This window comes from Psychrobacter sp. WY6, assembly GCF_018448495.1.
Classification (GTDB): domain Bacteria; phylum Pseudomonadota; class Gammaproteobacteria; order Pseudomonadales; family Moraxellaceae; genus Psychrobacter.
In genome coordinates this window covers 2916517-2930740 of record NZ_CP049902.1, presented here as the reverse complement: position 1 = coordinate 2930740, position 14224 = coordinate 2916517, and the positions used below count along the sequence as shown (strand labels likewise).

Genomic DNA, 14224 nt, shown 5'->3' with positions numbered 1-14224 from the left:
TTCGGCGAAAAATTTGATGACAAGAATTTGATAATCGTTTGTAAAAATCAGTCGTCGTTGCTTATTTAAGCACTTCATTTTCATATGTTAATCAACCAATCAATGTAATGAACTTATGCCATTTTCAACCATTTTAGTAGCAAAAAAGCGCGTGCAAGTACTACATTCAGTAGACTACACGAGTTTGACGGTGCTCCTCAGATATTTTGGAATTGGTATTAATAAGAGAGACAGTATGGCTTCATCAAAGACTTTAGAAATCGTCACCGCAACTGTTCCCGTCCTTGAAGAGCATGGAACGGCAATCACCACGGTGTTTTATAAAAATATGTTTGAAGAGCATCCCGAGCTGTTGGACATCTTTAACGAAACCAATCAAAAATTGGGTCGTCAACAGACGGCTCTGGCGACGACCGTGTTAGCCGCTGCTAAGCACTTGGATAAATTGGCGACGTTATTGCCACAAGTCACGCAAATCAGCCACAAGCATCGCGCGTTACAAATTTTGCCTGAACATTATCCTATCGTTGGTAAGCATTTAATCGGCGCAATCAAGGAAGTGCTGGGCGAGGCTGCCAATGACGATATCATCAATGCTTGGACTGAAGCTTATGATGAGATTGCCTCAGTATTTATTCAGATTGAACATGGCATGTATGAGGAGGCGATGTGGCAGGGTTTTGCGCCTTTTGTAGTGACTAAAAAGGTAGCAGCTGCTACGGATATTGCGGCTTTTACAGTTGTACCAGCCAAGGATAATGCAGAAAGTCATCAACAGATCGACCTGAGCAAATTGACTTTAACAGCAGGTCAGTACATCACGGTGAAAACAGATCCAAAAGACAGTGACCATGTTGCCCTGCGTCATTACTCTTTGTACTCTGCTAGTACCGATGCAGGCATTCAGTTTGCGGTCAGACGCGATAACCGCAATGAGCATCATGGTTTGGTCTCTAACTATATGCACGACCAATTAGAGGTGGGTGACACGGTTTTATTATCGGCACCAGCAGGTGACTTTGCGCTCAATCAAGACTTGGTACAGCAAAATGAGATTCCGCTAGTATTGATAAGTGCTGGTGTTGGTGTAACCCCTGTGCTGTCTATGTTGGAGGCACAAGTATTAGCCAATCCAAAACGACCTATTATCTGGGTTTATGCTTGCCAAAATGATGCGCATCACGCTTTCAATACTGAAGTGGAGACGCTGTTAGAAAATGCTGAGACTGTAGAAAAGCATATTTTCTATTTTGAGTCTGGACAACTATTAGATGAGGCGTGGCTTGCTCAATTACCTAAGCCTGCTGATATTTATGTCTGTGGCTCGATGCCATTTATGGAAAGCATGATCGATGGGCTAGTGACGCTAGATCACGGTGTTGATAGCGTTCATTATGAACCGTTTGGTCCCAAGATGAGTTTGGGCGGTTAATTTTAGCTACTGTTAGCCATTAACTGTTGCTATTAATAAAAAAAGCACTTGGATGACAAAGTCGTCTCAAGTGCTTTTTATTCAGTGCAATTTATCTTATTTTTATCACTATTTGAAAAATGGATACATCGCCTAATCTTTATTTTCAACCAATCCAACCATCACACCCATCTCTTTTTTATCATGCTTATCAATGCTGGGCGCATATAATGCCGAAGCAATCCCGCCATCTAAAAACAGAGCATTCGGACAGTTTAAGTCATTCTTAAACAACGATGCAAATTGATAAAATGTCACTGGCTCATCGCTATTGACAAATTTTATGTGGCCGTCATCGCAAACACCTGCGCCATTACGAATCTTGAGTGAGGTGCTATCAGGATTAAACTGTGGATGTATCTCGTTATTGATAACCAACATAGGACCTGATTGGGTGGCATACCAAGGCTTCGCTTCGCCGCTGTTAAGCTGCTCGTTTAAGGCGTTGCTTTCTGTGATATGTACGTTTCCAACTTTATCCCACCACAGCACACCATTGGGCAATAAATGGAAATTGCCACCGCCTTCTTTGAGATTTAGCGATTTGATCTCTTCACCATCAATGATGGTATAGCCAATCGGTGCATAGTTCTCATTGTACATACCTGCATTCATAGCAAAGCTCAGCGCTTGATTTGAGGGCAATGTGGCTAATAACGTCTCAAAGGTGAGTAACGATTTCGTACTATCAGGCTGCTGCCAAAATAATTTTAATGAGTAGCGGCCCATCCGTCAAAGCTTCAGCATCAATGCTACAAACACTATAAGAAAATGGTGCATCTTGAGTCTGACACGACCATTTTTGTATCTCGCTGTCAGCAGCATCAGTGCTTATCGGTTGGCAAGCACTGACACTTAGCAACAGTAGGGCGACTGCTCCTAAAGGTAAGGGAAGAGCGAAATTTGGCATCAATGATATATCTTTTATAGTATGGAGTGAGATATAAATAGTCAGGGCTCACGGATTTTTGATCGCTATTTCTTAATCGCTGCTAGGCGGAAATTCGCGAAAAGTATTGTTGACGTTGCCGATTAACTGCCCACCGCCAGTGATACTCGCAAAGTTACCAAGGCTCTGTTCCACCGATGTGGTGGTTTCTCTACCTTTATCCCGTGAGTCTTTATTATAAGCAATGAGGGCATCATCATTGGCTAAAAAGCTATCTGGGTTCGCCATGACCCACATCTGATTAAACACATCTGCGCGGGCGCTATTATTGAGTAGCGCTCCCTTATCTGTAAAATAAAAGAACTTCGATAATAGTTTTATCTGCCCATCATCGAGGCGGCGCGCGATATGATACGGTTGTAATTGGCTTGGGTGTTGTAAGCCGACCGCACCGACGATACTGGCTAGGGATTTCAGGGTGTTTTTATGGAAGCTTGCGACACGCTCAGCTTTGCTTGGTACATCCAGCGCCTTTTGACGATACGGGTCTTGGGTGGCAACGCCAGTCGGGCAAGTGTTGGTATGGCACGAACGTGATTGAATACAGCCAACAGCAAACATAAAGCCGCGCGCTGAATTACACCAGTCTGCGCCCAAGGCAATCATACGGGCAATATCGAAACCAGAGACGATTTTACCGCTCACGCCAAGTTTGATTTTATCGCGAATGCCTGCGCCGACCAAAGTATTGTGTATTAATAAAAATCCTTCAACCATTGGCATGCCGACATTGTCCATGAATTCGACAGGAGCCGCACCAGTACCGCCTTCTGCGCCATCGATGACGATGAAATCAGGGTAGTTATCGGTTTCAATCATGGCTTTCACAATCGCCATAAACTGCCAAGGCTGACCAACACAAAGTTTGAAGCCCACAGGTTTGCCGCCTGACAACTCACGCAGTTGTTGCCAAAAAGCCACCAATTCTCGCGGGGTGCTAAAGGCTGTATGCGACGAGGGCGACACACAATCTTGACCTGTCGGTACTTGACGGGTATCAGCGATTTCTTGGGTGATTTTCTCCGCGGGTAGCACGCCACCTTTACCAGGTTTTGCCCCTTGGGATAATTTAATTTCAATCATTTTTACTTGTGGATCAACCGCTTTTTCGGCAAAAGACTGCGGGTCAAAATTGCCACTATCATCACGGCAACCAAAATACCCTGTACCTAGCTCCCAAATTAAATCACCACCGAACTTGCGATGATAAGGGCTGATAGCTCCTTCACCCGTATCATGAGTAAAGCCGCCCATTTTTGCGCCTTGATTGAGCGCCATAATCGCGTTAGCCGATAAGCTGCCAAAGCTCATCGCCGAGATATTAAATACCGACATATCATGCGGCTGCTGACAACGCTCACCGCCGACCATAATACGAAAATCTTTGTTTTCTAGAGGTTGGCTAATCGCTGATTGTAAAAACCATTCTTTACCATTGGTGTATAAATTATCTAGCGTACCAAAGGCGTTGGTGTCACTAACATTCTTAGCACGTTGGTAAATTAGCGCCCGCTGCTGGCGTGAAAACGGTACTTGCTCTTTGTCATTTTCTAGTAAATATTGACGAATTTCAGGACGAAAGTCTTCAAGTACATAACGAATATGTCCGGCAACGGGATAGTTTTTCAAAATAGCATGCTTTGATTGTATGACGTCATAAATCCCCAAGCATACCCCAAACCCACCGAGAATAATTAACCACCAATTTAGCAATAGTAGACCTGCTAAAAATATTAATATAGCAGCGCCAAAGGTGCTATAACGCAGCAATAAGCCGACCAAATACGGAGAGTTGGTTTTAGGTTCAGGATTTAGATTGGTACGAGATTGGGGCATGGCTACACTCAACAGTAATACATAAATATTAAAAAGGTGACAATGATTCAAGAGAGAGTAGGGCAAAAACCACCCTCTTATGACCATTATTGTTAGACACTGACAAAGCGCTCAGATTTATCGCCTACATCATACACATATGATATCACTGCATAGCAGTAATTGGGTAACAGAGTGCTACTGTTGATGTTGCTAGTGGCGTGATTTTAACAGACAACTTGTACCAAAGTTTTCTGCTCATCGATCACTGTAAGCTGAATCTCAACGGGCAAAAATTGCTGAATGAGCCATGCTTGGGTTTCAGCGTGCTTACTAACGACACGCGCGGTAAACTCGCCACCGCCTGCCAACGCCAACGGTAAGAGTAATTGGTCGGTTAAGTATTCATCGACCAGTGAGTCGGTGTTAAATACATAACGTTTGACTAAGCCTGATAAACGACAACCTATCTTTTCCGCCGAGCTGCGTTTTTCTCCTAGTAAAGTGAACACCTCGGCATGATGTTCTTTATGATTTCGGGTGTCAGAAACCTCATGAGTGACTGTGCATAGCAGCTATTGCCTTCACCGATACCTTGTAATTTAAAACTTTTAGTCGTAATTAGTGTCTTATCAATACCTGCTTCAACCAATGATGCTTGAGCACTGGCAAGCTCACGTTTGCAAATATCGTATTCTAAATTTAATGTATTCGCAGCCAGCTCTATGCCGATAAGCTCTCCACGCTTGGTTAGCTGTAAGGGTGGCGTATTCGCACGGCGCATAAATGGCGTTATCGTCGCTTTAATCATGCCGCCACCAATAGGCGCAAACCCTGCTTGCACGCATTCGATACCCACGTGCATACCCAATTTCGCTAATGCAGGGACGAACGCTTGCTGTAGGAAGTCCGTGGTTGGCGCGAGTGGATTGTGCGTGCCGCCTTTTATTGTTACGGTTGATACCGTTTGTGTGTTGGTATTGGCAAAAAGTAGGGCAGGGAGTAGCGTTTGTAGCACGAGACTTGTACTGCCAGCTGAACCAATATCAAAATGGTAATCACCAGATTGAATCGCATTAGGTGCAAAGCGAAACGATGAGCTACCCAACGCTGCACCTGCCACGGTAGCGTCTGATATTTGCTGCGAGGCTTGTACGCACATCAAGTGCTGACGCATCAATCCAGATTTAGCTCTTCCAGCACGAATATTGGTGATCTCGATTGGTGTGCCTGTGAGCATCGATAATGATAGGGCAGTGCGAATGATTTGCCCGCCACCTTCGCCTGTACTGCCGTCGATTTTTAGGGTTTTGGGCTTTGTTTTAGTCATGAGTATTTTATCTTTATTGGCAAATGAGTAGGGCCTCTGCGAGCTTCATTTTGGTACTCTCTTATTCTTCATTTTCTAAGTATATTTTTTTTGTTCAAGAAACTTATTTTGAATTAAAAATCAGGGATATTGTTAAGAGCTTCCCTCTCGGCTTTGATCCTAACTGCAAAGACGAAGGAAAAAATGGCTGAACGTGTCAATTGCAGGACATGCTCGGCGCTCTCAACAAATTCGGACTCTGAAATAAAAACTGGTTCTTCATAATAGGCTAATGAGGTTTCAATATCTTCAGGTTTTTCATTCTCATAAACAAATACAAAACTATGCTCCAAGGCATTTCGCCACTGCTTGTAAAAACTAAGCTCACCTTCTAGCTTGTGATTTAAATCACAAGCTATGCTATATAAACCAATCAAACCTTCATTATCATAAGCTTCGAACTTTTGACGTCTGTCTTCGTTTTCAAGTTCCCAAAAGGTATGAAAGTATGAGGGCCTGACTTTACCTTTATTGGTTTTAAGTTGTAAATCAAACAACAAAGCAATGGCATTACCTATCTTATCTAGTATACCAAAGCAAATTCGAAAAGCAGTACGAAGCTTTTCGATGTTTGTTCCTAGCAGCTCGTTGTCATATAGCTCCGCATAGCAAGCATCATCGTCAATATCGTTATCTTTCTTATCAGATTGATGTTCATACAACATTAATCTGGCAAGACCAAATTCGGATTTAAGCCTATTTAGTACCTTCTCCATCGGTAATATAAAATCTCCAGCAACTGCTCTAGTGGGCACTGGGATATTCAAGTTATCACGCGCACTTCCATGACACTTACAATATAAACCATGTTCACTAAGGCTTAAAAAATTATCTAAACACCATCTACGATATTCTGACAAAGATTGATATTCCTGTTCGTCTAAATGTTTGTCATCTTCTATATCTATACCCAAATCCAAACAATAATCTTCGATCTCTTTTTTCGTGTGTTTAGCCTTATTGAAAAAGTTATTTTGCCAGTCATAAGGAAATTCACTCGAAACACTAGCATGATAATAGCCTTGAGCTACCTCTTTATATTGTTGGATCGAGAATACTTCTGTAATCTGATTTAATAGTGCTAAACATTCACTGCGATTTACCCAAGATTCTGGAATGTCTAATCCCATACAATTGACCTTGTCAAACAAACTTAATGCTTCTGAAAATCTATACTGCAGATATAGATTTATTCCCATATTAACCATAACCTGTGGCGACAAAACATCTTTATTTTTTCTACGAATCATAGTTGCTTTGAGAAGTAATGACCCTACTTCTGAAAATCTTTCTATCTTACTGACATCAGTTTTACAGTAGTTATTGGAATCACTTTGAGTCAAATTACCTTTAGCGTTTGCTAAGCAGTAGTAATAACTATCACGAGTTAAACAGTGTTCAAAGCTATTAGACTCCATTATTTCCAATCCGATTTGAGAAGACTCTAGGTTGGAATCCCTATTACCTAAATCAACAAATAGTCCAGCAAGTCTAAAAAATGCGTAGGAAAAACTAGGGTCACTGAGATCATGGACTTTTTCTAGAAGCTCCTTTAAATATAAGCATAACTTATAGCTTTGTTCAAACTGCCCTTTATTAATCATTTCAGATGCATTATCTAACTGCAAGTTTGTATATATAAGCTTAGACTGGATGGAATCTTCCATAATTTTATCCTTGTGATATTAGAAAATAATAGTTCCTACCTATCCTTTAACACAAACCACCTGACGCAAGGTATGTACCACTTCTACCAAATCACTTTGTGCTTGCATCACGTCATCAATATTTTTATAAGCCGCTGGAATCTCATCAATCACATCCGCGTCCTTTCGGCATTCTACGCCCTCGGTCTGCGCGATTTGATCGGCGACCGTAAATACCTTTTTCGCCTCGGTACGTGACATGATACGACCTGCACCATGTGAGCAAGAGCAAAACGATTCTTCATTCCCTTTACCGCGCACGATGAACGATTTGGCACCCATTGACCCCGGAATGATGCCGTACTCACCAACGCGGGCACGGACAGCACCTTTGCGGGTCACAAATACTTCCTCGCCATAATGTTGCTCTTTTTCCACATAGTTATGATGACAGTTCACCGCTTTTACGGCTGCATCAAACGGCTTAGGTATGATTTGGCGTAGCGCTTTGATGGCTTTTTCCATCATGATTTCACGGTTTTTAAAGGCAAAACGCTGCGCCCAACCCACCGCAAACCAATAGTCATCGAAATGCTCTGTACCCTCGGCAAAGTAGGCCAAATCTTTATCTGGCAAGTTGATAAACCACTTGCGCATGTCCTCACGTGCCAGCTCAATAAAGTAGCGACCAATGGCATTACCCACACCGCGTGAGCCTGAGTGCAGCATGATCCAAACTTGGTCAGTTTCATCAAGGCACACCTCGACGAAATGATTCCCCGTACCCAGCGTACCCAAATGATTAAGGTTATTGGTATTTTTTAGGCGAGGGTGCTTTTGGGTTATATAATTAAAGTCATCAACCAGCGTTCCCCAACCGTTCATTACGGTATCATCAGGGTTTGCCCATGCGCCAACATCACGGCGTGACCCGCGACCACGCGTTTTACTACGACCATGTGGAATGGCTTTTTCTAGTTCGGTACGCAGACCAAGCAAGCTATCTGGCAAATCGTTTGCGGTTAGGGTGGTTTGTACAGCCATCATTCCGCAGCCGATATCGACGCCAACGGCTGCCGGAATAATCGCTTCTTTGGTGGGCAGTACGGTACCAATAGTTGCACCAATACCGACATGTACATCGGGCATCACCGCAAGCCATTTATATACAAACGGCATTTTTGATGCTTTGATCAATTGGTCGTGCGCTTTTGGATCAACAGGCACGCCCTTGGTCCAAAGTCTGATAGGCGTTCCGCCGTTGAATGATGTTATGAGGGTTGGTTGCATGTCGTTGTCCTTAGCAGTGCAAAGTTGTTTATTATGAAAGATTGCTTACTTTATATAATGCTAAGGGTGTGCCAAGTTTTTAATATACTCAAAATTTAATCGTAAGTATTTGATATTAATGCTTTAAATAATATTATTTTTATACATCTAAAGTAGGTTAGTGAAAATATTGAAAAATAAATTTATAAAATATTCTATTAGTATAGTATTTATTCTATAATTAATATTTTATCCTATAACGCTCATACTAAATTTTCGTACATGCACCAATATTTTGGATGATTGAACCTTATGTCTAACAAAACCGCCGTCATCGGCTTCCTCGGCACTACCTTAGACAATGGCTTTAATGATAAGCGTTGGCAACGTTGGCGACCAACCGTCAGTTTGGGGCTGCATGACGAGCTACTGGTCGATGAGCTGCATATCTTATATAGCAAGCGCGATAAGCGCCTGTTTAAAATAATTGTCGATGACGTGGCACAAATTAGTCCGAACACTACCGTTATTGGTCATCATGTGGCGCTGACTAGTCCGTGGGATTTTGCAGACGTTTATGCTGAGTTGTATGATTTTGCCGCAGGGTTCGATTTTCAGGATAGTACCGACTACTTACTGCATCTGACCACAGGTACGCATGTGGCGCAGATTTGCTGGTTCTTGTTGGTAGAGGCGGGCTTTATTCCCGCTGATTTGATTCAGACTTCCCCTTGCTCAAGACCTGACCAAGCTGATCCGCAAGGTCGCTATCAAGTGATTGATTTGGACGTCTCGCGCTATGATGGCTTGCGTGAACGTTTTGAGGCAGAAAAACAGCAACATTGGCAAACCTTGCAAGCCAACTTAGTCACCCAAAATGCCGCTTATCAAAAGCTCATCTCCGATATCGAAAAGGTCGCCACCCGCTCAACTGCACCCATATTATTGATGGGCGCAACAGGGGCGGGCAAGTCGCAACTGGCAGGCCAAATTTACGCGCTCAAAAAAGCCAAAGCCAGCAGTACGCAAGGCAAAAATACGCTTGATATATTCGTGGAAGTAAACTGCGCCACCCTGCGTGGTGACACCGCCATGAGTGTGTTATTTGGTCATGTCAAAGGTGCCTTTACGGGCGCTGCGACGAGTCGAGATGGGCTGCTAAAATCAGCTGATGGTGGATTGTTGTTCTTAGATGAAATCGGTGAGTTGGGGCTTGATGAGCAAGCGATGCTACTAACCGCACTGGAGGAACAGTGTTTTTATCCGCTTGGCAGTGATACGCCGATTAGTGTGTCGTTTCAGCTAATGGCAGGCACTAATAAAGATTTGCGACAAGCAGTCGCTAATGGTGAGTTTCGGGCAGATTTATTTGCGCGTCTCAATACATGGACGTTTTTTTGCCATCACTCAAAGATAGGTTGGAGGATTTACCTGCCAATATCGATTATGAATTGGCGCGCTTGGGCAGCGAGCAGCAGCAGCACTATCGATTTACCCCAGAAGCAAGACAGCGTTATGAAGCTTTTGCAATGAGTGCGGATGCGACATGGCAAGGGAACTTTCGTGATTTGACCGCCAGTATGATTCGTTTGACTACACTTGCTGAGAGTAAAGTCATTCGCAATGATGACGTACAAGCGGAGATTGAACGCTTAACGCATCTTTGGGAATTGCCCGACATTTTAAATGGCTCTAATAGCTTAAATAACGGTAATGTTAGGACTAAAAATAGCCTAAGCAATAACAGCCCCGATACTAGTTTAAATAGTGACACCATTGAGCAGGGTAGCCATCATATTTTACTCCAATATCTCGATGAAGAGATTCTGACAACTATCGATCCGTTTGATGCGGTGCAATTGGCATATGTGATTGAAGTGTGTATCAGCCATAAAAACCAAGCGGCGGCTGGCCGCTATCTGTACGCCAACTCACGCGATAAGCTAAAAAGCCCAAACGATAGCGATAGATTGCGGAAGTATCTGCTGAAGTTTGGTTTGAAGTTTGATGAGCTAAAATAAAGCATCTTTCATAAGACAAAACCCATCACCTAAGCCATGATGCTTGTACTATAGATTTATCATTTGTTCTCTTTTAAACACCACTGCCAATCCGCTCCGCCAACGCCTGCAATTTTGGCACAATCATCGCTGCATATTCTTCTGATTCCCAGTTGGCACTTGGTACACTGGCATTGAGCGAATATGCATATTGTCCAGTCGCAACATCAAAAACTCCAACCGCTACTGCCAATATATCAGTAGAAAACTCCCCATCTGATATCGTATAGCCATGCACTGCATAATGCCCTGCAGCGCTGGCTAGGGCGGTTTGCGCATGGGTGTAATCTTCTGTAGATAAATGCTCTTGTAAATTATTATGAATCACCGCCTGTCTCGCTGGCGAGCTAGCCGCATAAAAAGCGCGTCCAATAGCAGTGCGAGCGACGGGCACAGCTGAGCCAACTTGCAAATTGACTGATAAGCGAGCAGGGCTACGACAACAAGCGTGATAGCGCATTTCTCCTTCAACCTCGGTTGCCAAGTTTACTGATACTTCATTCTTACTAGCGAACTGCCGTAGCAACGGCTCAGCTACCGCTACCATGTCGTGGCGACTCCATGCGGTAGCACTTAGACGTACAGCACTACTGCCTAGTTGATACTGTCCGTGCTCGGTCATGCGTAAAAATCCAAGCGTTATTAATGTGTGAATCAGGCGAGTGATGGTCGCTTTTGGTAGGGTAGTCATCTGACATAACTGTTGATGACTAAGCTGCTCATGATGCTCAAAGGCTGATAACAAAGTCAGTCCACGCCCCAATGCAGTCACGAATTGTCGGTCATTATCTTCTTTACTCTGCTCAAGGATGCTATTCATTCGAGTCAGTAATGGTAGAGCTGCTGATATATTTTTTGTCATTTTATGCTCATTTTTTTGGATAAAGGTTTACAGCGACCCGAAACTTTGTTTTAATGAATTTAAATTATGAAACTAAGTTTCGCACAGCGGAATTAGTAAGTCAATAAACTATTAAGTTAATTTATTCATTAATTACTAATCGTCGGTCAGGATGACTGATATCAAGGAGATCCACATGGCAACATCTAAGCGTCCAAGTTTCGATTGGGAAGATCCGTTTTTATTACGCGACCAGCTGACTGATGAAGAGCGCATGGTCACGGACAGCGCTCGTCAGTTTTTTCAAAAAGAGCTGATGCCTGGCATTATTGAGGCCAATCGTAACGAGAATTTTGACCGTAATCTCATGCGTCAAATGGGTGAAATGGGTCTGCTTGGTGTGACGATTGAAGGTTATGGTTGTGCCGGTTTATCTAGTGTTGCTTATGGTTTGATTGCTAAGGAAGTAGAAGCAGTCGATTCAGGTTATCGTTCGGCGATGAGTGTGCAATCAAGCTTGGTGATGCATCCTATCCATGCATACGGTACTGAAGAAAAGAGAGAGATATCTGCCTAAGCTTGCGACTGGCGAATATGTCGGCTGTTTTGGTCTAACTGAGCCAGATTCGGGGTCAGATCCAGCCTCAATGTCGACTCGCGCACGAGCGGTTGACGGCGGTTATGAGCTGACGGGTAATAAGATGTGGATTACCAACAGTCCTATCGCTGATGTGTTTGTCGTTTGGGCAAAAGACGATGCTGGTGAAATTCGTGGTTTTATCTTAGATAAAGGTATGAAAGGCTTATCAGCGCCGAAGATTGAGGGTAAGTTTTCACTACGTGCTTCAGTTACCGGTGAGATTGTGATGGACAAGGTATTTGTCCCTGAAGCCAATGCTTTCCCAGATATCCGTGGTCTAAAAGGACCGTTTGGCTGCTTAAATAAAGCGCGTTACGGTATCGCTTGGGGTGCAATGGGCGCAGCTGAATTCTGCTGGAAAGCAGCACGCCAGTACACGCTAGATCGTAAGCAATTTGGTCGCCCACTTGCCGCAACGCAGCTGGTACAATTGAAGCTTGCCAATATGCAGACTGAGATTACCTTAGGTCTACAAGCGGCGCTACGTGTTGGTCGTCTGATGGATGAAGACAATGCTGCGCCTGAGATGATTTCACTCATTAAGCGTAATAATTGTGGTAAGGCGCTCGATATCGCGCGTATTGCTCGTGATATGCATGGCGGTAACGGTATTTCGGATGAGTTCCACATTATTCGTCATGTGATGAACTTAGAAGCGGTTAATACCTATGAAGGTACGCACGATATTCATGCGCTCATCTTAGGTCGTGCGCAGACAGGCATTCAAGCGTTTTATTAATTAATGCTGGTGAATAAGTGCTAGTCAGTTTTTAGGCTATCAACGTACGTTACTGTTTAGTTTTGTGATAAGCAATAGCGTACGTTCTTCAGTTGTTCTTCATGATTTAACTACTGAAAAATTACATCCTGAAGAACAATTTTATTGTCAAAAATACGCGATACAATAAGGGATTATTATGATGGATATGGCTAATACACCAGAGGGCGCATTGCATGGTATCAAGGTGCTTGATTTGTCGAGAGTGCTGGCTGGCCCTTCTTGTACTCAAGTACTTGCTGATCTTGGTGCCGAAGTCATCAAGGTTGAGCGTCCTCATATCGGTGATGAAACGCGTCATTGGGCACCGCCAGTATTCAGTGATGATACCTCCGCTTATTACGCCACCATCAACCGCAATAAAAAATCCCTCACTGTTGATATCACCACGCCAGCAGGGCAGACCATCATCAAGCAACTCATTGCTGATAGCGATATTGTCGTTGAAAACTTTAAAGTAGGCGGTTTAAAAAAATACGGCTTAGATTATGACAGTCTAAAACAAGACAATCCCCGCCTGATTTATGCGTCATTGACAGGGTTTGGTCAGACGGGGCCAGATGCCGCGCGCCCTGGTTACGACTATATTATTCAAGGGTTGTCAGGACTGATGAGTATCACTGGGCCAAGTGATGGCGAACCGCATAAGGTTGGCGTGGCAGTGGTTGATTTGTTTGCAGGCTTACAGCTGACCATTGGTATCCAAGCCGCTCTATTGGCGCGTCAACATACTGGACTTGGACAGCATGTCGATGTGGCATTACTTGATAGTGCGCTTGCCATGCTGGCTAATGTTGGTATGAATCATTTGGCATCAGGTGAAATCCCACCAAGACTGGGCAATCAGCATCCTAATATTGTGCCTTATCAAGTGTTTGCAGGTCAGGGGGAGGCGCACTTTATCTTAGCTTGCGGCAATGACAGTCAGTTTGCCAAACTTTGTGATGTGCTTGCAGTTGATTGGCATACCGATGAGCGCTTTAGGACCAATCCACAACGCGTTGCCAACCGCGAGCTGCTGTGTGATGAGCTGAGTAATAAATTTGCCGAGCAACCACGCACTTATTGGTTAGAGGTGTTGGATCAAGCAGGTATTCCATGCGGAGCGATTCATAATGTCGCTGAAGCATTGGCCATGCCGCAAGCACTGGCACGCGAGATGGTAATTGATTTTGCCAAACAAGGCAGCCCTGTTCGAGCACTTGGTAGTCCAATCAAACTATCTGCATCACCCGTCACTTATCGGTCACCGCCACCGAAGTTGAGCGAGCATACTAATAGTACGCTTGCTGATTTGGGCTATGACAGCGAGATGATAGCCAAGCTTAAAGCCGATGGGATTGTTTAGTTAGGCATCAAGAAAAGCGCCATTGGAAAAAATGTTGA

8 protein-coding genes and 3 pseudogenes are annotated in these 14224 nt (G+C 43.8%); 4 read left to right on the top strand and 7 right to left on the bottom strand.

The annotated features are described in order from the left end of the window. The first annotated feature begins 115 nt into the window (after positions 1-115). Complete coding sequence (locus G7Y90_RS14630) at positions 116-1432, top strand: globin domain-containing protein (protein ID WP_250162751.1); 1317 nt, start codon at positions 116-118, stop codon at positions 1430-1432. A 132-nt stretch (positions 1433-1564) separates the two neighbouring features. On the opposite strand, the gene G7Y90_RS14625 is transcribed toward G7Y90_RS14630, so the two are convergent. The 6 genes and pseudogenes from G7Y90_RS14625 to G7Y90_RS14600 form a co-directional block, all read right to left on the bottom strand. Beyond that, entirely contained in the window at positions 1565-2200 is a 636-nt protein-coding gene (locus G7Y90_RS14625) for a phosphodiester glycosidase family protein (RefSeq protein ID WP_250162750.1), read from the bottom strand. After that, positions 2160-2381 (bottom strand): hypothetical protein, encoded by a 222-nt coding sequence (locus G7Y90_RS14620; RefSeq protein WP_250162749.1) that lies wholly within the window; start codon positions 2379-2381, stop codon positions 2160-2162. The genes G7Y90_RS14625 and G7Y90_RS14620 overlap by 41 nt, the downstream gene beginning before the upstream one ends. A 72-nt stretch (positions 2382-2453) precedes the next feature. Further along, positions 2454-4256, bottom strand: a complete 1803-nt coding sequence (locus G7Y90_RS14615) for an FMN-binding glutamate synthase family protein (RefSeq protein ID WP_087813738.1) — start codon at positions 4254-4256, stop codon at positions 2454-2456. Positions 4257-4462: 206 nt separating this feature from the next. After that, a pseudogene (rtcA, locus tag G7Y90_RS14610) lies at positions 4463-5565 on the bottom strand (RNA 3'-terminal phosphate cyclase). Between the two features lie 113 nt (positions 5566-5678). Next, entirely contained in the window at positions 5679-7271 is a 1593-nt protein-coding gene (locus G7Y90_RS14605; RefSeq protein ID WP_250162748.1) for an LA2681 family HEPN domain-containing protein, read from the bottom strand. Between the two features lie 39 nt (positions 7272-7310). After that, a complete protein-coding gene (locus tag G7Y90_RS14600) occupies positions 7311-8540 on the bottom strand; it encodes an RtcB family protein (RefSeq protein WP_250162747.1) in 1230 nt (409 codons plus the stop codon). Between the two features lie 291 nt (positions 8541-8831). Between G7Y90_RS14600 and rtcR the strand changes: the two are divergent. After that, positions 8832-10540 (top strand): annotated as a pseudogene (gene rtcR / locus G7Y90_RS14595) (RNA repair transcriptional activator RtcR). Between the two features lie 73 nt (positions 10541-10613). Here rtcR and G7Y90_RS14590 read toward each other — a convergent pair. Then, positions 10614-11441: an IclR family transcriptional regulator gene (locus tag G7Y90_RS14590; protein ID WP_201560687.1), complete on the bottom strand. Its 828-nt coding sequence runs from the start codon at positions 11439-11441 to the stop codon at positions 10614-10616. A 175-nt stretch (positions 11442-11616) separates the two neighbouring features. Between G7Y90_RS14590 and G7Y90_RS14585 the strand changes: the two are divergent. Both G7Y90_RS14585 and G7Y90_RS14580 read left to right on the top strand, forming a co-directional pair. Then, a pseudogene (locus G7Y90_RS14585) lies at positions 11617-12799 on the top strand (acyl-CoA dehydrogenase). A 178-nt stretch (positions 12800-12977) separates the two neighbouring features. After that, positions 12978-14186 (top strand): CaiB/BaiF CoA transferase family protein, encoded by a 1209-nt coding sequence (locus G7Y90_RS14580; protein WP_201560689.1) that lies wholly within the window; start codon positions 12978-12980, stop codon positions 14184-14186. The last annotated feature ends 38 nt before the right edge of the window (positions 14187-14224 follow it).